We start from the raw sequence: 20,944 nt of genomic DNA, 5'->3' as shown, positions 1-20,944 counted from the left end.
ACCGAACATGTTCAGATCGTGTCCCAGCCAGTGGGAATCAGCGTCGGCGCTCTTTAAGTAGCCCTTCTTAGCTGGAACTGTACCAATGAGCGATATCGGAGCCCCCGGAAACGGACCGTCCCGACGCGACTTTCTGAAAGCGACCGGCGCTGGCGGTCTGGCCGCCACCGCCGGATGTACGGCCCCGAGCAGTCAGAACCAGCCGACGACCCAACAGCAAGCGATGGAATCTCAGAGCTCTCTCCCGACGACGAGTCCCCCGGAAGTAGTGAACGTCGACGAACAGGGCGGTAAAGTCACCCTCAGTTCGACGCCAGCCAAGCACGAAGTCCACCCGCTCGACACGATGGGTGGCCCAGTCGAACTCCCGCAGGTCTGGGCGTTCCAGGCCGACGACCGCGACCCGAGCGTCCCCGGTCCCATCCTCCGGACGACCGAAGGCGAGGACATGGAGGTCACGTTCGACAACACGGACGGTATGCGCGCGCACACGGTCCACTTCCACGGCGTCCGGAAGACCTGGAAGAACGACGGCGTGCCGACGACGACGGGCATCACGATAGAACCCGGCGAGAAACACACCTACGACATCCCGGCCAACGTCCCCGGAACCCACGTCTACCACTGCCACTTCCAGACCCAGCGACACATCGACATGGGGATGTACGGCATCTTCCGCGTGGACCCGAAGGGGTACGAGGAAGCCGACAAGGAACACTTCCTGACGTTCAAGGACTGGGACTCGCGGCTCCCCCGACAGATGGCCGGCGAGAACGTGAACTACAACCCCCGAGAGCGACATCCGGACGTGTTCACCATTAACGGCAAGAGCGCGCCGCGGACGCTCCACCCCGAGGACGGGTCGCCCATCATCGTCAAACAGGGCGAGACGGTCCGACTGCATCTGGTCAACGGCGGCTACATGTCCCACCCGATGCACATCCACAACCACCGGTTCCAGGTAGTGGAGAAGGACGGCGGCACGATTCCGGAGGCCGCGCGCCACGACGAGGACGTGACCAACATCGCGCCCGCCGAGCGCCACACCATCGAGTTCGAGGCCGACGCCGACCCCGGAATCTACCTGATGCACTGCCACAAGGTCAACCACGTCATGAACGGCCGGTCGTACCCCGGCGGGATGCTCGGCGGACTCGTCTACGAGGACGCGATGGATACCGACATCTTCAAGCAACTCATGGAGTATGCCGGATACGAAGGCTAAACTATGACGCGACGATGCACGCGACGCGACGCGATGAAAGGTGCCGCCGCGGCGTCGGCCGCTGCGGCCGGACTCTCCGGTCCCGCCGCCGCCGAGACCGACCTCTCGGCGTGGTTCGACGGCGTGTCGAACTACGACGGCGTGGTCGACGAGACCGGCCAACCCGAAGTCACTATCGAGGTGGGCGCGAAGGGCAACAACGGCGCGTTCGCGTTCGGCCCGGCCGCGGTCCGGGTGGACCCCGGCACCACGGTGGTCTGGGAGTGGACCGGCGAGGGCGGCAGTCACAACGTGGCGGCCGAAGACGGTTCGTTCGAGAGCGAGATGGTCGGCGAACAGGGCCACACCTTCGAGCAGACGTTCGAGGAGAACGGCGTCGTCAAGTACGCCTGCACGCCGCACAAGCCCATGGGTATGAAGGGCGCGCTCGTGGTCGGCGACGCAGAAGTCGGTACGTCCGGCGGTGAGTCCGACCACGGCGGCGGCATCTCACTGTCGGCCAACCAGTACGCAATCGGCGGAAGCATCCTGCTCGGCCTGCTCTCGCCCATCGCGTTCGCCCTGGTCCTGTTCAAGCGCGACCCGGACGGGCCCGACCGGTAATCTAACTCGCCGTTCTGTCGCTCTTCTTCGGTCGTTACGCAGGCACTCGGAGACTCGACTGGCCGCGTCGCCGTCTCGGACGGTCACGTACGGCGACGCGGACGGCCACGTACGGCGAGCCGGAACTGGTCGAACGCCAGTAGAGCAATACGTATGTTTCTTAAACGACGATATCCATTTCCTTAGCTAGTAGATATGTTTCTCCGGTGAGCCACCAGTTACGGCCAGTCCGTCTCCGAGATTCCAGAGTTTCGTCCCGTATCGGCGATCGCGTCGCACCGTCCGCACACCTCGAACTCCGTTCTTCCGCCCGTTCTCGCGGGACGACGCGATACACGTCGGACGCGAACGGCCTAGTCGAATCTATGACTCCGCACAAACTGTTGTCGTTCTCCCCGGACGGGAAGTGATACTGTCCGGACGCCGTCTCTCGGGCCTCCGTGGCGAGTAGTACTTCCATGGTCGGATCACACCTCGTCGAGGAACGCCGAGATGGATTCGACCTGTTCGTCCGGACGATACCGAATCTGACCCGCCCGCGGGTCGTACTCCACGACGCCGTACTCCTCCAGTTTCGGGAGGTGGACGTGGTGGAGTTGGCGCTTGGCTACGTCCGTCGAGGACTGGTCGGTTCCGCCCGACTCGACCTTCACTCGTCCGAGTTGGGCACTCAGTACCTCTACCGTCGCCGTATCGGCCGCGTTCTCGTCGAAGTACTCGATTACCTTCCGACGTTCCTTACTCGCTAGAAGGTCCAGTACGCGGTCGATCTGGTCCGGGTCCTCGTTCATTGTCTCACTCCTGTAATATAGAGCATCTATGCGGTGTATTCGTACGAAGAACGTATTAGCCCGCTGTTATCTCGTATCGTCACTGGTACCACACCGAGCGTGCTCGGTTTACTACACCACGGTGAAGGGGCGTGAGACGATTGGGGACGGCGTTCACCCGATTAATCACAAACGGAAAGAGCAGTCGGTTCGGTATTCCTTTCAGAACCCATTTTCAGACGCTAGTCGACTGCCGATAAGAAAGTACGGTCCCGTTTCAACCCTGCCACAGAGTGGCAGGGACCGGCACGCAGTCGGTAAGTGGTTGGGACACTACTGAATGCGTGCCACTCTTACGTTCGATACCCGGCCGTATGTAGTTTGTGTGATTAAGTGAGTGAACTATATTCAGCGACGCGTTATCACATTTCTATCGACCGTTTTCCAGTTGGCGAGCGACGGTGCGTACCCGTTTCCGCACAGACGCAGTACGACACGACAATGACTAAAGGATAGGCCGACCAAATATCTGTATCTCCGGGGATTCCCCGGTGGTGGTTGGGACACCATGGTCGATACCGACAAACAAGAACAGGCCGCTGGATTACTCCAGCAACTCGGCCTGAAAGAGTACGAGGCGAAGTGTTTCGTCGCCCTGACGCGGAAGGAGACGGCGACAGCCAAAGAGATAAGCGATATTGCGGACGTTCCCCGGACGAGGGTCTACGACGCGATTCGGGTGTTGGAAGCGCAGGGACTCGTCGAGATCCAACACACGAACCCGCGACAGTATCGGTCAGTACCGCTCGACGAAGCAACTCAGACCCTCCGGCGGCAGTACGAAACGCGCGTCGACGAACTCCAGGAGGCCTTAGACGACATCGAACCGGCGAGCGAGACCGACAGCAAGGTGACACACGAGGTCTGGTCGCTGTCGGGCACCGAGGGAATCACGAGTCGGACGCTACAACTCCTCGAAGACGCCGAGAGCGAGATTATCTTCGTCGTGAGTTCCCCCTCCATCGTCACCGACAGCCTGATCGAGAGACTCAACGAAGCCACGGCGAAGGGCGTCGACGTCCTTGTCGGGACGGCGATGCCGGAACTGTACGACGAACTTCGGGAGTCCGTCCCCGACGCGGAGGTGTTCGTGTCGGAACTCGACTGGCTACACGGCGGCGGCGACGACGAGATAGCTATCGGCCGGATGCTGTTGGCCGACCGGAGTACGATTCTACTGAGTTCGATAGACGCGAGCGGCCAGACCGAACGGGCGATTTTCGGCCGCGGGTTCGAGAACGGACTCGTCGTCATCACGCGACGACTGATGTCTACCGGACTGCTCTCGAGACAGGACCCCGGTAAATAACTCGAACTGTCACGATGTATTCGAACACCGACTCTGCGAGGGTAGAGTACGACGCCGAAGCGGATCTCTACGAGGCCACCTACGACGCCGCCACGCCCCCGAGCGTCGCCATTCCGACTGCGATGGAACAGATTACGGGAACGGCGATGGCCAAACTCGACCCCACGTACGAGGTTCTCGACCTGGAGGCGCTAGACGACCTCTTTCGCCCGATGGCTGGCGGACTCGCCGACAGAAGCGGCCGGATGTCGTTCAACCACCGGAATCACCGCATTACTGTTTTCAGCGACGGTCTGCTTACGATACGACCACTGGACGGCAATTCCGAGGGCGACGATTTCGATGCCGACCGAAGAGACGACACGGTGGACGCCGACTGACGCCGACCGAGAAGTCCACGACAGACGGGTCGACGGTCCCGTCCACCTACCGGTAGCTCTCCGGCCCTTCCGCCGCGAGGTCCCGCAACCGAGCGACTCGCTCCGCGGTCGGCGGATGCGTCGCCTCCGCCACCGGCAGGCCGGCGAGCGGGTCGCCGTCCGGCGACTCTTCTCGTCGGACGATTCCGTGGGGAAGGAAACAGAGTTCGCGGACGCCGCCGGCCCGAGTGCCATCCGACCGAGCGCCCGCTCTCGCGTCCACGGTCGGCCGGGCGGGCGCGTCGCCGTCCAGCGTCTCCAGCGCCGACGCCATCGCAGCGGGGTCGCCCGCGAGCAACGCTCCGGCGCGGTCGGCCGCGAACTCCCGGTACCTGGAGAGGCGGCCGCTCAGGGCGACCACCGGGAGCGCCAACAGGCCGAGCGCGACCCCGCCGAACAGGGCCGAGAAGACGGCGAACCCGCCGAACGCGAGGAGAGACGCGGCGCTGAACGGCGGCGCGGACACCAGCGACGTGCTGACTGCGTACCCCACGACGGCCGCGACGCCGAGCGCGAGCGTCCGGGAGGGGCCGCCCGAGTCCCCCACCATCGAGTAGTCGTCGTTCGCCAGCGCCGGGAGGAAGGTAGCCAGCGTCATCACCGCGGCGTCGCGGTTCCGGAGGTGAGCGAGTTCGTGGGCCAGCACCGCGTCGAGTTCCGCCTCCGAGAGCGCGTCGAGCAGGCCGGACGAGACCACGATGGTCCCGCCACGCAGGTCGCCGACCGTGAAACTGTTGGGCACATCGGTCTCCGCGACGGCGAGGGCCGGCGGGGTAACGTCGGCGGTCTGAGCGAGGCGGCGCACCCGAGCGTGGAGGTCGGGAAACGCGTCCTCGGAGACCGGACGGGCGTCGGCCGTTGCGAGGGCCTCCCGGCGGGTGTACCGAAGTTGTGCCCACGCGAGCCCGAGCGTCGCGGGCGCGACGAGCGCGACCCACGCGACGCCGGACAGTCCCTCGGCCTGCCCCCCGACGATGGGCAGGAACCACGGCCTGAGGAGGTACGCGACGACCGCGACGAACAGCGCGTCGGCGACCAGTACCAGCGCCAGCGTGGCCGCGATTCGGCGGGTGAGGTCGGCGTCGTCGGGCGGACTGTCGTTCGAGGCGGAGTCTCGTGGCATGGAGGGCGGACCGAGTGGGGCTATGGCGGAGAGGAAGATATATTTGACTGAAGTCTTTCCTCTCGTCCGTGGTACACGAACGCCGCCGCGCCGCCCTCGCCGCCCTCTGCGTCTTCGCCGTCGCCCTCGCCGCCACCCTCCTGCCCGCCAGCGGATTCGGGAGCCAACCCGCTGGCGTCGGAGTCGGTGGAGGCGGTCCCGACGCACCTCCCGGCGACGGCGGAGGCACCGACGCCGACCTGCGAACGTCCGCCGAATCGACTTCGACGACCGCCACGACCAGCGACGACTCCGATTCGACCGATAGTGGGGACGAAGAAACGTCAGAATCGACGACGACGACCGCGACGAGCGAGACCACGACCGCCGCCAGTGACTCCGACTCCGGCGGAGGTGACGACCTGCTCGCCGCCATCGTCGTCGTTCCGGTCGCGCTCCTCGGGTTCTTCGCCATCGTCGGCTTCTGGACCGGCGCGCTCGCACTCGGCGAGGCCGCCGGACCGCTCCCGTTCACCGTCGAGGTCGGAGGGACCACCATCGGCGAACTGGTCGCGAGCGTCCCGACACGCACGATGGCAGTGGTCGTCGGTCTCTCGGCGTCGGTCCCCCGACTGCTCGACGACGCCGCAAGCCTGACCCGAGAGGTCGGGAGTAGCTTCGGAACCCTCCTCGGGGCCGCCGGACGCGAGGCCGCCGACGCCCTCCGAATCGGCGCACAGGGACTCGCCGTGACTGTCACCGCGATTCCGCGCGCCCTCGCCGGACTCGGTGCCGGAGCGGGCATCGCCTCCAGTCTCGGAAGGGTCGGCGTGCCGAGTCTCGGCCGCGGCGGGAGCGACGACCGCGACCGACGGAATCGGTCGGGGGCGACCGCCGACACCGAGGACGCCGGGCCGCCCTCCGTCGAGGAGGCGTGGGAGGCCATGCGCGACCGGGTTCCGGTCCGGAACCGAGACGCCCGGACGCCCGGCGAAGTCGCCCGGAGCGCGGCCGAGCGAGGCTATCCCGACGAGGCGGTCCGGCGACTCACCGACGCCTTCCGCGAGGTCAGATACGGCGACCTACCGAGAGACGACCGAACCGACTCGGCCCGGTCGGCGCTCGGCCGACTTCGGGACCACTGGAGGGACGACGAGTGATTGCGCGACTGCTCGGCCGAGCGACCGAACGCCTTCGACAGCCCCGAACGCTGGCAGGCGTCGGCGGGTCGTCGTTGGCACTCGCGGTCGGCGTGGCCTTCCTGCCGTGGCTGTTCCCGGCCGCGGTGTTCCGGCCGCTGTCGGGACTCGTCGGTTCGCCCGCGGTGATCCTCCTCGTCGGCGTCGTCGCGGGGTTGCTGGGCGCGCGGGCGCTCCGCGAGACTGCGACCGGCGCGACCGACGCGAACGGCGACGGAAACGCCGACGGACTCGACCGTTGGACTCCGACGAGAGCGCCCGAGCGGGCCTACTACGACGAACACCGGACCGCCGGAAGCGCGGTCGATTCGGCGCTCGACGTGGACCCCGGCGAGACCGACGACGTCGACGTCCGACGCCGAAACGCCCGGGGACGAATCCGCGAGACAGCGGTTTCGGTGGTCGCCGACGCCGAGCACGTAGACCCCGAAACCGCGGCCGAGGGAATCGCGGCGGGGTCGTGGACCGACGACCCCCGAGCGGCCGCCTTCCTCGGCGGCCGACACCTCGCGCCGCTCCGGACCCGCATCCGGGACTGGGCCAGCGGCGAGCGTTTCGATCGATGGGCGACCCACGCCGTCGCGGAAGTCGAAGCCAGCGAGCGCGGCGAGAGCGACCGAACGGAGACCGAGGTGGCCCGACGATGAACGTCAGACTCGTCGCTCCCCTGGTCACGTTGGGTCTGCTCGTGACCGTCTACCTCGCGGCGTTCCGAGTCGCTGGAGCCAAGAGAGGCCTGTGGAGAACGGAGGCGTCGGACTTCGACGCGACCGAGGGAAGTGCGACCGACGGAAGCGACGGGAACCAGAAAAGCGGCGAAGACGACGCTACGGAACCCGAAGACGGCGGGCAAGTAGACGACGACCGGCCGCCCGCCATTCGAATCGGGCCGCGGTGGGACCCCGGCACGACCGTCGCCCTGCTCGCGGGCGCAGGCGGCATCCTCACGAAGAACACGACGATATTCCTCGCCGGAGTCGTCGGCTTCGCCTTCGCGGCCTACCGGTACGGCACTCGACCGCCGGAGGTTTCGGTCGCGGTCGAACGCGAGATTGCCGACCGGTCGCCGCTCCCGAGCGATAGCGTGGAGATTACGCTGACCCTCCGAAACGAGGGCGACGAGCCGATTCCCGACCTCCGAGTCGTTGACGGGGTGCCCGAGCGACTCGGCGTCGTCTCGGGGTCGCCGCGTCACTGCACCAGCCTCCGTCCCGGCGAGCGAGCCGTGTTCTCCTACTCGGTCAGAGCGCGGCGAGGCACCCACGAGTTCGGGTCGACCAGCCTCGTCGCCCGGAACGTCAGCGGAAGCGTCGAGCGACGACTGGAGTGCGAGGCCGAGGTGAAGCATGAGGGTGAGCACATCGACGAGTCGGCGACGATAACCTGCGAGACACGCGCCGACGACGTGCCGCTCCCGGCCGACACCTCGTCACACCCGGGCCACATCACGACCGACTCCGGCGGCGAGGGCGTGGAGTTCTACGCCACCCGGGAGTACCAGTCGGCCGACCCGATGAGCCGAATCGACTGGAAGCGGTACGCCAAGACCCAGGAACTGACCACGGTGGACTTCCGGGAGACGCGGGCCGCGACCGTGATGATGGTCGTGGACGTCCGGACGCCCGCCCACGTAGCGCGCCGAGAAGGAGAACCCGACGCGGTGGAACTCGGCGCGTACGCCGCCGAGCGACTGGTCGAGGCGTTCGTCCGGCGCAACGACCGGGTGGGGCTGGCACTGTTCGGCCCGGAAGGGCGATACCTCGAACCCGGAGGCGGCGACGACCAGGTCGCCCGCGTCCGGGCCGAACTCGAATCGACCCCGCCGCCGAGGGACTACGGCGCGGGCTTCTTCGACACCAAGCGCCGGAAGCGCGCCCACGAGTCCCGGTTCGAGACGCTCCGCAAGCGGATGCCCGACGCGGCGCAGGTCGTCTTCCTGTCGCCGATGGCCGACGACTACGCGGTCGACGTGGCCGAGCGATTCCGGGCCTACGGCCACGCCGTGACGGTCGTGAGTCCGGCGGTCTCGGGGAGTGGCACCCCGGGCGGCGCGATAGAAGGAATCGAGCGCGACCAGCGACTCGCCGACGTTCGGGGCGGCGGGATTCGGGTCGTGGACTGGTCGCCCGACGAGCCGATTCGGACCGCGGTCTCGAAAGCGACCGCGAGGTGGTCCGGATGAGCCGAGTCGAGTCCGACTTCGGAAGCGAGACCGCGAGCGTGCCGGAACGACGCGCGACGAGGTTCAGCGGGACCGTCGCGGTGCTGGTCGCGCTCCTCGCGGGACTCGCGCTCGGGGTCGCCGACGGGAGTCTCGGACCCGTCCTCGGGAGCCTCTTCGGGGCGGTGCTGGCCGCGCTCGGCGTCCGGGCCGCCCAGTCGGCGACGAACGCGCGCCGGGCGGTCGGCAGCGTCGGCGTCGTCGCGGGGGTGGCCGCGTTCGCTGGCGTGGCGCTCCTCGGCGGCCAGGCGGTCGCCCTGCTGGTCGGCGCGGCAGTCGCGGCCGCCGCAATCGACGCGACCGTCTCGTTCGACGCGCGGGTCGAGCGCCCGGCCGTCCGGGCAGTTTGGCGCTCGGCGACGGTGCTCGCGGTCGGGAGCGTCCTCGCTGCGGGCATCTCCGCGGGCGTGTTCGTCGCCCTGTTCCAGTTCGTCGGCAGTGGTCTCGTTGACGTCGCCTCGGCCAACGCCCTCGCGCGACTGATTACGCTACAGGTCGAGATTCTGCTACTCGCGGAGTTGGTCCACTGGGCGGTGCCAATCTTGGACCGGTGGCTCCCCGAGGACCGGGACCTCCGGGCCGCGACGCTCGACCGGTTCGACGTTCGAGTCGAGGACCTACCGCGGGCCTACTGGCTGGTCTTGGGCCTGCAAGTCGTCCTCGCGCTCACCTCGTGGGGGCCGCGGTGGTTCGCTGGATTCCTCGAACTGCTGTCGGTCCTCGGCGACGTGATCGAGTTGGTACTACTCTCGGGCGTACTTCACGTCCCGCTCGCCGTACTCGTCGCCGGACTGGTCGGCGTCCTGCTCGCGCGGGTCCTGCAGTCCCTGTTCGTCGCGTGGGCCGGGAGCGACCCGCCGCGGTCGGTGGCCCACGCCACGGGCGGTCTCGTGACGATTGCGGTGGCGACGCTACTCGCTGCCGCGTTTCCGGGGATCGCCGACGCGCTCGGCGGGACTTCGGGGTTGGACGTGGCGGCCACCGTCGGGTCGGTCGGCCTGACCGCGACGGTATCCGGAGCGATGGCGGCCACGCTGTTCGCTGTCGCGGCCGCCCGGCGCGCCCTCGCGGTGGCGGTCGCACCGTGGGCCGCGACCAACTCGGCCAGCGGTTTCGCGGTGGCCGGCGGCGCGCTAGTCGTCGCGTCGCTGGTCGTCGCGTTGGACGGCGGGTCCGCGCTCGCGGTGTTCGCCGGAGTCGCCGCGGCGCTGGTGGTCCACGACCTCGGAACCAACGCGGTCGAACTCGGCGCGCAGGTCGGACCGGAGGCCGAGACGCGCGCCGGCGAGGCCGCCCACGCGGTCGGAACGCTGGTGGTCGGCGCCGGCGGAGTCGCGCTGGCGGGCCTGACCGCGTTCGTCATGGGGTCGGTCGAGTCGTCGCCGCCCGCGTGGCGGGCCAGACTCGCCGTCGCGCTCCTGCTGGTCGCAGTGGTGTGCTTCGCGGTGCTGTTCGAGCGAGAGTAGCAATATATACGTTTCTTTTAGAAATAGAGAGATTACTCGTACGGTCGTATTTATTTCTAAAACGGGTCGAAACGATGTCGGGACCCGAATTCGGACCGACCGAGGGGCCTGTCACCCGAGCGGTGCGTGGCGCACCGCGCCGCGATGCGACCGGTGCAACCACGAACGAGCGAGCAGGACCGTATTCCGGTGGTCGCGGGCCGCAGGCCCGCGGCTTACACTCAGTTCCGGTCCGCTCCGAGAACCATCACCGTCACGCGTGCCACCGAGTCGAAGTCTCGCAACCGATACACTAACTGGCGGACCTGCTCGGCCGGACCCTCGCAGAACGCTGTCTCCAGACACCACTCGCCGCGGTGGACGTGATTGGTCGCGGTGATGACCTCGCCGAAATCGTGTTGAATCGCGTGGAGGTCGTGGACCACCGCGTCGTGTTCGTAGTCGTAGGCGAGGACGGCCATCACCTCGCCCTCGGCGGCTTCGAGGTCGGCGTGGGACTCGACGTACTCGCGCATGGCCTCCCGGACGGCGCGAGAGCGAGAGTCGAGACCCTCGGCCTGCCACGTCTCGTCGAAGGCCGCGAGTACGTCGTCGGGAACGTTGAGACTCGTTCGCATGTCCGAAGGTTCTCCGTACCACTGGTTGGATATTTCGGATTCGAGACTCGGCACGACGTGGGTGGGCGAGTCGAAGCTAGCTGGACCGCGGCGTCTCGCTGTACGGAAACCGCTACCGGCTGAAATCACTCGGTCGAGCAGTCCACCCCGAGAGTATTACGCGAACCGCGATTCGGTAATAACAACCTGTTTAGGTGGCGTTTCTGTACCGACTCACAGAGATGATACCGGGTGACGCAGTCGGACTGTTCGCTGGCGCGGTCGCGCTCGGCGTGGTCCACGGCATCGAACCGGGCCACGGGTGGCCCGTCGCGGCCAGTTACGCCCTCGACCAGTCGAACAAGTGGCTCTACGGTTTCGCGGCGAGTTTCCTCCTCGGGGTAGGTCACCTCGTCAGCAGTATCGCCATGGTGGTCGCGTTCTTCTTCGCCAAGCGGTATTTCGAACTCACGCAGGTCAACGAACCCATCGAACTCCTCGGCGTTCAAATCGGTGGGCCAGTCGGCGTCGTGGCCGGTATCTTGCTGATCTTACTCGGCGTCCGAGAGTACGTCAACGGCCACAGCCACTCCCACGACGACCACTCGCACAGTCACGACGGCCAGTCGCACGACCACGGCCACGACCGCGACCACTCGCACGGCCACGTCAACCACGACCACGACGACCACGACCAGCAGTATTACGTCGGTGATACGCCCGAATACGCGACCTCGAACGAATACGACCACGGCCATTCACACGACCCCGACCATTCGCACGGCCACGGCCAGTCGCACGGCCACCCCCACGGTCACGATTCGGACCGCGGCCTCCTCGGCAAACTGAAGATGGCGGTTCCCTTCGTCGGCGGGCACAGCCACGGGTCGGCCGAGGAGGCCGCGGAGCGCGGTCTCTGGGGCATCGCCGGGTTCGCGTTCGTCCTCGGATTCGCCCACGAGGAGGAGTTCGAGATCATAGCCATGTGCGCCGGGTCGGACTACTGCCTCTCGCTGATGACCGTCTACGCGCTGACCGTCGTGGTCGGCATCGTGACGCTCACGCTCCTGCTCATCGCGGGCTACCAGCGGTACGAGGAACGCGTCGAACGGTACACCGACTACCTCCCGGCGTTCTCGGCGGCGGTGTTGATCGTCATGGGTCTCGGGTTCATTTCGGGGCTGTTCTGACCCGGGAGAATCGGAGATGTTTCCGGCGTTCTTACGTTGTGAAGGATATCGTTCCTCTAGAACGACGAAACCGAGAGTACGGACGCCGTCACCCGTTGCGGCCGCTTGTGTTCGCGCGAGCGGCCAGTCGGATCAGATTCCAGATGACGAATCCGACCAACAAGCCGACGAGTATCGGAGCGGGTTCCAGTCCGCTGTGACCAGCGTGGAGAGGTAGGAGGGTCATGCGCGGCTATTCGGTCGCCGCGGTAGTCAATATTCCTGTCTCGGGTCGGACGGAATCGTCGCGCGCAAAGTAGTAAATATTTCTACAGAAATTCGCTTCTGAGAGCACGGCTACATAAATATCGTTCAGGCAACACTTTAGGGGTGAGCGGGCGTCCCGTTTCACGACGCAATGCCGCGCAGAATCACCGAGTGATACCGATGTCGAACGACACGAACGCGAACTCGAGTCCGAGCGTCGTCCTGAAGTATTACCTCTACAAAGCGATCGGCAATCCCGGGTTCGTCTACCCCATCTACGTTCTCTATCTGCTCTCGAACGGGCTGAGTTACGCCGAAATCGGAGCCATCGGCGCGGTGCAATCGACGCTCGTCGTCGTCGGAGAGATGCCGACCGGTTACGTCGGCGACCGCATCGGCCGCCGGAACAGCCTGCTGGTCGCACAAGTGCTGTACACCGTCTCGGCTCTCGGGATGATTCTCGGGGAGAGTTTCCCCGCGTTCGTCGTCGCGTTCGGACTCCTCTCGGTCGGGATGACGTTCGTCTCCGGGAGCGCCGACGCGTGGCTGTACGACATCCTGGTAGAGCGCCTCGACGAAGAGCGGTACACTCACGTCCGCGGGCGCGGCGGTGCAGTTGGCCAGTGGGTCATGGCCGCGACGATGATAGTCGGGAGTCTGCTCTACGTCGTCGACCCGCTCTACCCCTTCGTCGCACTACTCGGAACGCGATTGCTGACGTTCGTCGTCGTGCTTTCGCTACCGAAGAACGCCCAGTACGCCGACGAGGGCGAGACCGACGACAACAGTCTCACCGTCCTCGAAGCCGTGCCCATCGTCCGCGAAAAGCTGGCTACTCGGCCGCTCCGGTCGTTCGTCGCGTACATGGCGCTCTTCGTCGGCGTCACGATGCCCGTCGCCGCGTACATCCAGCCGATTACGGTCGATGCCCTCGAATCGAACGTCGGGTCGATGTTGTCCTCGGTCGGAGTTCCGGAAGCGGCATCGCTCGGCGTCCTCTACGCCGCTTTCACGGCTGTCTCGGCGGTAGCCAGCGACCGAGCGAGCGACCTCGAAGCCGCGTTCGGGATTCGGAAAGCGGTACTCGTCGTGCCGATGGTGACTTGCGTGCTGTTGGTCCTTCCCGCGTTCGCTCCCGTACTCGCCTTCCCGATGTTCTTCGCGCTGAAAGGGTCCCAGTCGATTCTACGACCCATCGCCGGGCAGTACCTCAACGACCACGTCGAGTCGGTCGGGCGCGCGACCGTCCTCTCGTCGGTCTCGATGGTGTACGCCGTGTTCCGGATTCCGCTGACGCTCGGAAGCGGAATAGTCGCCGACGCCTTCTCGCCGCTGGTCGCTGTGGCTGCGCTCGGCGGAGTCTTCCTCGTGGGCGGGTCCGCGCTCTACCTGTGGCGACCGCCAGTCAGAAGGAAACCGGAGGCGAGTCCAGCAGAAACGGTGGCCTCGGACTGAGAAAACAAAAACGAAAGTCGTCGGCGGTTACCGCAGGAAGCCGAACAGTTCGTAGTCGTGGTCGGGCGTGTACCTGCGGAACAGCAGACTGTTCGTCAGGACGCTCACGCTGGAGAACGCCATCGCGCCGGCCGCCAGCACGGGCTGGAGCAGGCCGAGCGAGGCCAGCGGAATCATCGCGGTGTTGTAGCCCAGCGCCCAGAAGAGGTTCTGCTTTATCTTCGCCAGCGTCCCCTCCGAGACGCGGATGGCCTTCAGCACGTCGGCCGGGTCGTCGCGCATCAGGGTCACGTCGGCGGCCTCGATGGCCACGTCGGTCCCGGAGCCGATTGCCGCGCCGACGTAGGCCGCGGCCAGCGCGGGCGCGTCGTTCACGCCGTCGCCGACCATCATGGCTTTCCGGCCCTCGTTCTGAATCGACTCCACGGCGTCGGCCTTGTCCTCGGGCAGGACCTCGGCCCGGACGTTCTCGGGGTCGATACCGACCTGCTCGGCGACAGCGCGGGCCGTGCGCTCGTTGTCGCCGGTAATCATCATGACCTCACGGCCGGTCTCGTGGAGTCCGGAGACCGCCTCCGCTGCGCTCTCCTTGACGGTGTCGGCGTCCGCCACGACGCCCGCTAGCTGGCCATCGACTGCCACGAGCATCGCGGTCTTGCCCTCGCGTTCGAGTCGCTCCATGGTCTCCTCGGCGCGCGAGACGTCGATGCCGTTGTCCTCCATCAGCTTACGGTTGCCGACCAGCACTTCGCCGTGGCTGGTCGTGGCCTCGACGCCGTGACCGGGCACGTTCTCGAAGCTCTCGGGGTCCTCGACTTCGAGGCCGCGCTCCCGCGCGCCTTCGACGATAGCCTGCGCGAGGGGGTGTTCGCTCCCCTTCTCCGCACTCGCGGCGGCCGAGAGGACGAACTCCTCGTCGATTTCTGTCGCGGGGGACTCGACTGCTCCGCCGTCTGCGACAGTCTCGCTCCCGCCGTCCGCCGCCGGGCCGAGCGCCACCACGTCGGTCAGGCGCATCTCGCCCTCGGTCAGGGTACCGGTCTTGTCGAAGACCACGGTGTCCACGTCGCGGACCCGTTCGAGGACGTCGCCGCCCTTGAACAGGACGCCGTTCTGCGCGCCGATGGAGGTGCCGACCATCGTCGCCGCCGGGGTCGCCAGTCCGAGCGCGCAGGGGCAGGCGATGAGGACCGCGGAGGCGAACACGACCACCGCGAACTCGAACACCGAGACGGTTCCCCCCGCGATTTCAGGGCCGCCCGCGACCAGTCCCCAGAGCGGAAGCGACTGGACGAATCCGGAGAGAGCTTCGGGGAAGAGGAACCAGAGCGTCCCCCAGAGGAGGGCGTTGGTGATGACCGCGGGCACGAAGTACGCCGAGATGCGGTCGGCGACCTGCTGAATCTCGGGTTGGCGGCTCTGGGCCTCCTTGACCATCTGGACGATCTGCTGGAGCGCGGTTTCGGACCCGACCTTGGTGGCTTCCACACGGAGAACGCCGTTCTCGTTGACCGTCGCGCCCACCGCCTCGTCGCCGGGGCGCTTCTCGACGGGGACCGACTCGCCCGTGACCATCGACTCGTCCACGGCGCTCTCGCCCTCGCGGACGACGCCGTCGGTCGGAATCTTCTCGCCGGGCCGGACGACCATCAGGTCGCCGACTTCCACGTCCTCGACCGGGATTTCCTCCTCCTCGCCGTCCCGAACGACCGTCGCGGTGTCGGCCTCCATTTCGAGGAGTTTTCGGAGCGCGTCGCTGGCCTGGCCCTTCGAACGGGCTTCGAGGTAGTTACCCAGCGTGATGAACACGAGGATGAGCGCGGCGGTGTCGAAGTAGTAACTGCCGGCGATGAGGCCGAGCAGGACCGCGACGCTGTAGAAGTACGCGGTCGAAGACCCCAGCGCGATCAACACGTCCATGTTCGCGGTTTTGTTCTTGACGACCGCCTTGTACGAGTTCTCGTAGAACTCCTTGCCGAGGAAGTACTGGACCGGGGTCGCCAACCCGAACATGACCCACCCGAGCGGAACGCCGAACAGCGCCTCGCCGAGCAGGTCGTCGAACAGGAAGTGTTCGAGCATGAAGAAGATGAGCGGGGCCGAGAGGACCGCGCCGAAGACCGTGAGTCGGAGCTGTCGGCGAATCTCGGCCTGTCGGGCGGCGTCCCGGCGGTCGGTGCTGGACTGGCCCGCGTCACCCGCCTCCCCGTCCTCGCGGACGGGCGTGTAGCCAGCGCCCTCGATGGCTTCGTAGAGGTCGTCGCGGGCCACGTCGTTGGGGTTGTAGCGCACGACGCCCTCGTCGGTGGCGTAGTTGACCTCCGCGGAGATAACGCCCGGCAGGGCTTCGAGGGCGTCCTCGTTGGTCTCGGCGCAGTTCGAACATGTCATGTCGGAGATGCCGATGGACACCTCCTCGGAGACGGGGTCGTAGCCCGCCTCCTCGATGGCCGCGTAGATCTCGGCCAGCGTGACTTCGCCCGAGTCGTACTCGACGGTCCCCTCGTCGGTGGCGAAGTTGACGTTCGCCGACTCTACGCCGTCCAACTCGCTCAGGGCGTCTTCGACGGTCCCCGAGCAGTTTGCGCAACTCATGCCTCGAATAGCGAGGTGTGTGGTTCGCGCCATAGTTTCCTCCTTGATATAACGTAGGGGACCCACGTTAATGCGGTTTGTCCCTTATCTATCGTAGTAGATTTCCGTTTCTACTTTCGACACCCTAGACAAATGCGGGCGAAATTTTTGTTTCTAAATAACTGACGTCGGTCGGGTGTCGCGTCCGACTCCGTGTCGCCTTGGATACGATACAATATCGTTGTTTTAGCAATGTATTTCAACCTCTAAGAAACATAGATGCGTCTTTGGAGAGCACGTGAACGTATCGTCGGAACGTAGATATTCGTCCAGAGACGAATCGTGCAAGCCAGCGAATCCTCACTCGGTCACGTCGACGACCTCGTACCGGACGTTCTGCTCTCGGAGGGCGTCGGTGTGGGGCGTCAGTTCGGTCGCAACCGCGAGGAGGAGTACGTCGAGGCCCTTCGCCGCCGCCTCCCGGACCGCGTCGGTCGTCCCGAAGCGAACGTCCGGGTCGAGTCCGGCGTCCCGGGCCGCGGCCAGCGCCTCGGTCCCCGCGACCGCCAGCAAGTCGTGAGAGTCGGCGCAGTCGGCGACGACGGACGACTCGACTGCGCCACTTCCCCCGTCGCGGACCGCGGGAATCGAAATCGCAGTCACCTTCCCGAGGTCGTAGTCGAGGACGCCCTCGAAGTCGGTGACGCCCACGTCGGCCCCTGCCGCCGCGTCCGTTACCGCAACTGCAGTTGTACTCCCGGACCGGCCGGGAGTCGCGTGCAGCGTCCCGTCCCGCATCGAGAGCGACACGGTGTCGCCCTCCGACACGTCGGCCGTGGCGATGGCGGTTTCGACCTCGACTTCACCGATGACGTCCTTCGAGACGTGTTGGACGTACTCCCGGAGTTCGTCGGTCTGACCCATGAGCCAATCGACGCCCTCTTTCGTGACCTCGTACCGACCTCGGCCGTGCTTTCGGACGTACTCCTGTTCGACGAGGTCCCTGAGATAATCGCTGACCGCCTGCGAGGTGACGCCGATGGCGTCGGCGATTTCACGCTGGCTTACCGCGGGTTGGCGTTCCGCGATTTCGGCGAGAATCTGGTATCGCGTGGCGTTTCGTTTGCTACGAAGCACGTTCGCTCCGTCGTCACCGTCCGGACCCTCCGACATGGCCGACCCTTCGAGGTCGTACTGCAAGTATTTTTGCGTTAATCCCGGCGTAGTTTCGGTCTCGCGCTATCGAAGCCCGATTAATGAAAACAGGCTTTTACTAGTACAACCAAAATTGTTTTAGTCCTCGCCCGAGGTTGTATCCAGTAATGGCGAGGATAGCGCTCCCACGAGAAGCGAAGGCCGGTCCGACCAAGTCCGAGGTTCGGGCCGTGTTACTGGGCAAACTCGACCTGAACGCCGGCGACCACTTCGTCGAAGTCGGTGCCTGCACGGGTGCCGTCACCATCGAAGCGGCTCGACGTGCCGGACGGGTCACTGCCCTCGAACGGAAGTCCGAACGACTCGAAGTCGCCCGCGAGAACCTCGGGGCCAACGACACCACTGCGGAAGTGGAGTTGCGCGAGACCGAGGCACCCGAGGGACTCCCCGAAGACGCCGACGCGCTGTTCATCGGCGGAAGCCGGAACTACGAGGCGGTCCTCGACCACGCCGTCGAAACGGGCGTCCGAAGAGTCGTAATGAACGTCTCTCGGCTGGAGGTCGCGGGGTCGGCGGTCGAGGCCTTCAGGGAGCGAGACCTGCTCTCGGAGGTCGTCCAGTTTCAGGTTAGTCACGGCTACGAGTTGGCCGGGGCGACTAGCTTCGACTCCCAGAATCCGGTCTACATGCTCGTCGGCGAGACGAGCGAAGACGGGGTGACCGACGCTGACGAGTCGGCAGTCGAAACCGAGGAGGTGTCAGCGTGACCCTCTACGGCGTCGGACTCGGACCGGGAGAGGCCGACCTCGTGACGGTCCGAGGCGAGCGCGTCCTCGAATCGGCCGACGTGGTGTACTCGCCCGGCCGCCTGTCGCGGTCGGTGGCGACCGAGTACGTCCCCGAGTCGAATATCGGCGACCTCGACTTCCCGATGACCCGCGACCCCGAGGAGTTGCGGACCGCGTGGAAGGAGGCCGCCTGTGAGGTCGCTCCGAGAGCGCGGGAGGGCGACGTCGCGTTCGTCACGCTCGGGGACCCCAACGTCTACTCGACGTTCGGCCACCTCCGGCGGACGATGGACGCCTTCCACCCCGAAGTAGAACTCGAAATCGTCCCCGGGGTGAGCGCGGTCACCGCGTTCACGACCGCGCTGGGCGTCGAAATCGACGCCGGGGCCGGCCTCGCGCTGAAGGAAGCCTCCGGCGGCGCGTCCCCGTCCGGGCCGGACCGGATGGTCCTGTTCAAGGTGACCGACGCGCCCGCGACCCACGAGGGCCTCGACGCCGCGGGCTACGACGTGACCTACGGCCGTCGCCTCTACATGGAGCAGGGCGAGACCGTCGTGACCGGAGACCCCGAGGAGGTCGCCGAACGCGACTACTACACCCTCGCCTACGCCGAGAAGCGCGGCATCGAGAAGGACCGCGCGACCGCCGGGTTCGACGCAGAAACCAATACAGACCCTGGGGAAGCCGACGGTCGGACAGCGGAAACCGAGGAGGGGTCGGCGTGACCGACCCCCAAGACGCCATCGACGCCCAGAGCGAGGTTCGACGCCGGGAGCGCGACGAGCGCGTCTACGAACACACCGCGGGCGACGTGCAGGAGGGAGTCCCCTTCGTCGGCGCGGGACCGGGAGACCCGGGACTGCTGACGGTGACGGGCAAGGAACTCGTCGAAGACGCCGACCTCGTGGTCCACGCCGGGTCGCTGGTCAACAGCGAACTACTCGACGAGTACTGCGACGACGCCGAACTCGTCAACTCGGTCGGCAAGGACCTCGAAGAACTCGTCCCCCTCATGCGCGACGCCTACGAGGACGACCGGAACGTGGTCCGACTGCACAGCGGCGACCCCGCAATCTACGGCGCGGCCCTCGAACAGATGGACGCCTTAGAACACGCGGACGTGCCCACGTACTTCGTTCCGGGCGTGACCTCGGCGTTCGCCGCGAGCGCGACCCTTCGGACCCAACTCACGCTCAACGAGACGGCGAACCACGTCGCCTTCACTCGACCGCAGGGCAAGACGCTGGACCCCGAAGAGGACCACATCGGCGAGTTCGTGGAGATGGGCGACGTGACGACCTGCATCTATCTGGGCACCCACGCGGTCGGCGAGACGATGGACCGCCTGCTGGACGAGGGCCACGACCCCGACACGCCCGTCACGGTGGTCTACCACGCCTCGTGGCCCGACGAGGAGATTATCGAGGGCACCGTCGAAACCATCGGCGAGAAACTCGAAGACGCCGGATACCGGGCCTCCGCGATGGTCATCATCGGTCAGGCGGGCACCGGTGCGGGGTACGAGCGGTCGTACCTCTACGGCGACTGGGCGAACAGCGGACCGAACGACAGCGAAACGGAGGCAGACGACTGATGAGTACGGACAACGACAGTTCGACCAGTAGCTGTAAAGCACCCGATTCGGACGGCGAAGTGGCCGAAGAGATAGCCGTCATCAGCTTCGAGCGGAAACTCGGCACCGCCGAGGAGATCGTCGAGGGAATCGGCGACCGGTACGACACCATCGACGTCCTCGAATACCACGGCGACGTGTTCGAGGAACACTGGGGCGAGTACGACTGTTTCGTCGGCCTGATGGCCAGCGGTATCGCCATGCGAAAGACCGCCCACCTGCTCGACGACAAGTGGGACGACCCCGCCATCTGCGTCGTGGACGAGGAACTGACGTGGGCCATCCCCATCACGGGCGGCCACCACGGCGCGAATCAGGTCGCCGACGACCTCGCCTCGATGGGCGCGGTCCCGGCGATGACTACCGCCTCGGAGGCCGCCGACGAGCAGGGCATCGAGAAGCAGGCGAAGGCCCTCGACGCTCACGTCGTCAACGGCGACTCGACCGTCGCCACGAACCTCGCGGTGCTGGACGACGAGCTCGGCCCGGTCGAGCGTCTCGACGGGCCGAAGGCGGTCCTCGTCGGAGACGACGTGACGGTTCTCAAGCGCAATAAGGACGACGGGAAGGGCGTCGTCCTCGGGACGGGAAGCGTCTCCGGAGCGACGAAAGACCAGTTTCTCGCGGCGTGGAAGCAGGCCCTCGCGGAGACCGACTACGACCTCGAAGACGTGGAGTTCGTCGCCACCGGCACTCGGAAGGACGACGAAGAAGGGATGCTCGCGGCGGCCGAGGAGTTGGACCTCGGCGTGGTCGCCTTCGAGAAGGAGACCCTGGAGGAGTTCGAGGGACCCACCCCGTCCAGGTCCAAGGAACTCATCGGCTGGCCCGGCATCGCCGAGGCGTCGGCCATCGCGGCCGGGCGCGACCACGAACTCGAAGCCGAGAAGACCCGGTACGACGACGCCGTGACCGTGGCGGTGGGGCGATAGC

At 66.2% G+C, this 20,944-nt stretch carries 19 protein-coding genes and 1 pseudogene; 14 read left to right on the top strand and 6 right to left on the bottom strand.

Annotation, left to right across the window (positions count from 1 at the left end):
* Positions 1 to 85 precede the first annotated feature (85 nt).
* Complete coding sequence (locus tag E2484_RS15225; protein ID WP_137286040.1) at positions 86 to 1,225, top strand: multicopper oxidase domain-containing protein; 1,140 nt, start codon at positions 86 to 88, stop codon at positions 1,223 to 1,225.
* A gap of 3 nt (positions 1,226 to 1,228) precedes the next feature.
* A pseudogene (locus E2484_RS15220) lies at positions 1,229 to 1,699 on the top strand (halocyanin domain-containing protein); the annotation flags it as partial.
* 596 nt (positions 1,700 to 2,295) lie between these two features.
* On the opposite strand, the gene E2484_RS15215 reads toward E2484_RS15220, so the two are convergent.
* Positions 2,296 to 2,619 (bottom strand): DUF7344 domain-containing protein, encoded by a 324-nt coding sequence (locus tag E2484_RS15215; protein WP_137286038.1) that lies wholly within the window; start codon positions 2,617 to 2,619, stop codon positions 2,296 to 2,298.
* Between the two features lie 547 nt (positions 2,620 to 3,166).
* Between E2484_RS15215 and E2484_RS15210 the strand changes: the two genes are divergently transcribed.
* Both E2484_RS15210 and E2484_RS15205 read left to right on the top strand, forming a co-directional pair.
* Positions 3,167 to 3,967 carry a TrmB family transcriptional regulator gene (locus tag E2484_RS15210; RefSeq protein ID WP_137286037.1) on the top strand — a complete coding sequence of 267 codons (801 nt, stop codon included), beginning with the start codon at positions 3,167 to 3,169 and terminating at the stop codon, positions 3,965 to 3,967.
* Between the two features lie 14 nt (positions 3,968 to 3,981).
* Entirely contained in the window at positions 3,982 to 4,347 is a 366-nt protein-coding gene (locus E2484_RS15205; protein WP_137286036.1) for a HalOD1 output domain-containing protein, read from the top strand.
* A gap of 46 nt (positions 4,348 to 4,393) precedes the next feature.
* On the opposite strand, the gene E2484_RS15200 is transcribed toward E2484_RS15205, so the two are convergent.
* On the bottom strand, positions 4,394 to 5,509 hold the full coding sequence (locus E2484_RS15200) for a M48 family metalloprotease (RefSeq protein WP_137286035.1): 1,116 nt from the start codon (positions 5,507 to 5,509) through the stop codon (positions 4,394 to 4,396).
* Positions 5,510 to 5,577: 68 nt separating this feature from the next.
* Here E2484_RS15200 and E2484_RS15195 point away from each other — a divergent pair, with 68 nt between their 5' ends.
* From E2484_RS15195 to E2484_RS15180, 4 genes are read left to right on the top strand one after another with little or no spacing between them, the layout of a single operon-like run.
* Complete coding sequence (locus tag E2484_RS15195; RefSeq protein WP_137286034.1) at positions 5,578 to 6,648, top strand: DUF4129 domain-containing protein; 1,071 nt, start codon at positions 5,578 to 5,580, stop codon at positions 6,646 to 6,648.
* Entirely contained in the window at positions 6,645 to 7,334 is a 690-nt protein-coding gene (locus tag E2484_RS15190; protein ID WP_137286033.1) for a DUF7269 family protein, read from the top strand. Before E2484_RS15195 ends, E2484_RS15190 begins: the two co-directional genes overlap by 4 nt.
* Complete coding sequence (locus E2484_RS15185) at positions 7,331 to 8,869, top strand: DUF58 domain-containing protein (RefSeq protein ID WP_321112661.1); 1,539 nt, start codon at positions 7,331 to 7,333, stop codon at positions 8,867 to 8,869. The genes E2484_RS15190 and E2484_RS15185 overlap by 4 nt, the downstream gene beginning before the upstream one ends.
* Positions 8,866 to 10,374, top strand: coding sequence for a DUF7519 family protein (locus E2484_RS15180; protein ID WP_137286032.1), 1,509 nt, complete (start codon positions 8,866 to 8,868; stop codon positions 10,372 to 10,374). Before E2484_RS15185 ends, E2484_RS15180 begins: the two co-directional genes overlap by 4 nt.
* Before the next feature lie 221 nt (positions 10,375 to 10,595).
* Here E2484_RS15180 and E2484_RS15175 read toward each other — a convergent pair whose 3' ends face one another.
* Positions 10,596 to 10,991: a CopG family ribbon-helix-helix protein gene (locus E2484_RS15175; protein ID WP_137286031.1), complete on the bottom strand. Its 396-nt coding sequence runs from the start codon at positions 10,989 to 10,991 to the stop codon at positions 10,596 to 10,598.
* Between the two features lie 221 nt (positions 10,992 to 11,212).
* Between E2484_RS15175 and E2484_RS15170 the strand changes: the two genes are divergently transcribed.
* Complete coding sequence (locus tag E2484_RS15170) at positions 11,213 to 12,160, top strand: HoxN/HupN/NixA family nickel/cobalt transporter (protein ID WP_137286030.1); 948 nt, start codon at positions 11,213 to 11,215, stop codon at positions 12,158 to 12,160.
* An 88-nt stretch (positions 12,161 to 12,248) separates the two neighbouring features.
* On the opposite strand, the gene E2484_RS25070 is transcribed toward E2484_RS15170, so the two are convergent.
* Positions 12,249 to 12,386: a hypothetical protein gene (locus tag E2484_RS25070; protein ID WP_170977375.1), complete on the bottom strand. Its 138-nt coding sequence runs from the start codon at positions 12,384 to 12,386 to the stop codon at positions 12,249 to 12,251.
* Between the two features lie 200 nt (positions 12,387 to 12,586).
* Here E2484_RS25070 and E2484_RS15165 point away from each other — a divergent pair, with 200 nt between their 5' ends.
* The gene (locus E2484_RS15165) at positions 12,587 to 13,861 is read left to right on the top strand and encodes an MFS transporter (RefSeq protein WP_137286029.1); all 1,275 of its coding nucleotides are present in this window, start codon (positions 12,587 to 12,589) and stop codon (positions 13,859 to 13,861) included.
* Positions 13,862 to 13,888: 27 nt separating this feature from the next.
* Here E2484_RS15165 and E2484_RS15160 read toward each other — a convergent pair whose 3' ends face one another.
* Together E2484_RS15160 and E2484_RS15155 are read right to left on the bottom strand one after the other, a co-directional pair.
* Positions 13,889 to 16,456, bottom strand: a complete 2,568-nt coding sequence (locus E2484_RS15160; protein WP_394347921.1) for a heavy metal translocating P-type ATPase — start codon at positions 16,454 to 16,456, stop codon at positions 13,889 to 13,891.
* Between the two features lie 339 nt (positions 16,457 to 16,795).
* A complete protein-coding gene (locus E2484_RS15155; RefSeq protein ID WP_137286027.1) occupies positions 16,796 to 17,608 on the bottom strand; it encodes a DUF7839 domain-containing protein in 813 nt (270 codons plus the stop codon).
* 149 nt (positions 17,609 to 17,757) lie between these two features.
* Here E2484_RS15155 and cbiT point away from each other — a divergent pair, with 149 nt between their 5' ends.
* Genes cbiT through cbiG form a run of 4 tightly spaced genes read left to right on the top strand, consistent with a single transcriptional unit; the run spans position 17,758 to position 20,943 of the window.
* Entirely contained in the window at positions 17,758 to 18,357 is a 600-nt protein-coding gene (gene cbiT, locus E2484_RS15150) for a precorrin-6Y C5,15-methyltransferase (decarboxylating) subunit CbiT (protein WP_137286026.1), read from the top strand.
* Positions 18,354 to 19,103: a cobalt-factor II C(20)-methyltransferase gene (locus E2484_RS15145; RefSeq protein ID WP_137286025.1), complete on the top strand. Its 750-nt coding sequence runs from the start codon at positions 18,354 to 18,356 to the stop codon at positions 19,101 to 19,103. The genes cbiT and E2484_RS15145 overlap by 4 nt, the downstream gene beginning before the upstream one ends.
* The gene (locus E2484_RS15140; protein WP_137286024.1) at positions 19,100 to 19,972 is read left to right on the top strand and encodes a cobalt-precorrin-4/precorrin-4 C(11)-methyltransferase; all 873 of its coding nucleotides are present in this window, start codon (positions 19,100 to 19,102) and stop codon (positions 19,970 to 19,972) included. Before E2484_RS15145 ends, E2484_RS15140 begins: the two co-directional genes overlap by 4 nt.
* Positions 19,972 to 20,943 (top strand): cobalt-precorrin 5A hydrolase, encoded by a 972-nt coding sequence (gene cbiG / locus E2484_RS15135; RefSeq protein WP_137286023.1) that lies wholly within the window; start codon positions 19,972 to 19,974, stop codon positions 20,941 to 20,943. Before E2484_RS15140 ends, cbiG begins: the two co-directional genes overlap by 1 nt.
* Position 20,944: the final 1 nt, after the last annotated feature.

Source organism: Halorussus salinisoli, from assembly GCA_005239435.1.
GTDB classification, from domain to species: Archaea; Halobacteriota; Halobacteria; order Halobacteriales; family Haladaptataceae; genus Halorussus; species Halorussus salinisoli.
This window is presented reverse-complemented; position numbering and strand designations above follow the sequence as displayed.

Bases quoted from the DNA above. Each gene is read 5' to 3' on its own strand.
- E2484_RS15225 (WP_137286040.1), top strand. From the start codon at position 86: ATGAGCGATATCGGAGCCCCCGGAAACGGACCGTCCCGACGCGACTTT.
- E2484_RS15215 (WP_137286038.1), bottom strand. From the start codon at position 2,619: ATGAACGAGGACCCGGACCAGATCGACCGCGTACTGGACCTTCTAGCG.
- E2484_RS15210 (WP_137286037.1), top strand. From the start codon at position 3,167: ATGGTCGATACCGACAAACAAGAACAGGCCGCTGGATTACTCCAGCAA.
- E2484_RS15205 (WP_137286036.1), top strand. From the start codon at position 3,982: ATGTATTCGAACACCGACTCTGCGAGGGTAGAGTACGACGCCGAAGCG.
- E2484_RS15200 (WP_137286035.1), bottom strand. From the start codon at position 5,509: ATGCCACGAGACTCCGCCTCGAACGACAGTCCGCCCGACGACGCCGAC.
- E2484_RS15185 (WP_321112661.1), top strand. From the start codon at position 7,331: ATGAACGTCAGACTCGTCGCTCCCCTGGTCACGTTGGGTCTGCTCGTG.
- E2484_RS15180 (WP_137286032.1), top strand. From the start codon at position 8,866: ATGAGCCGAGTCGAGTCCGACTTCGGAAGCGAGACCGCGAGCGTGCCG.
- E2484_RS15175 (WP_137286031.1), bottom strand. From the start codon at position 10,991: ATGCGAACGAGTCTCAACGTTCCCGACGACGTACTCGCGGCCTTCGAC.
- E2484_RS15170 (WP_137286030.1), top strand. From the start codon at position 11,213: ATGATACCGGGTGACGCAGTCGGACTGTTCGCTGGCGCGGTCGCGCTC.
- E2484_RS25070 (WP_170977375.1), bottom strand. From the start codon at position 12,386: ATGACCCTCCTACCTCTCCACGCTGGTCACAGCGGACTGGAACCCGCT.
- E2484_RS15165 (WP_137286029.1), top strand. From the start codon at position 12,587: ATGTCGAACGACACGAACGCGAACTCGAGTCCGAGCGTCGTCCTGAAG.
- E2484_RS15160 (WP_394347921.1), bottom strand. From the start codon at position 16,456: ATGAGTTGCGCAAACTGCTCGGGGACCGTCGAAGACGCCCTGAGCGAG.
- E2484_RS15155 (WP_137286027.1), bottom strand. From the start codon at position 17,608: ATGTCGGAGGGTCCGGACGGTGACGACGGAGCGAACGTGCTTCGTAGC.
- cbiT (WP_137286026.1), top strand. From the start codon at position 17,758: ATGGCGAGGATAGCGCTCCCACGAGAAGCGAAGGCCGGTCCGACCAAG.
- cbiG (WP_137286023.1), top strand. From the start codon at position 19,972: ATGAGTACGGACAACGACAGTTCGACCAGTAGCTGTAAAGCACCCGAT.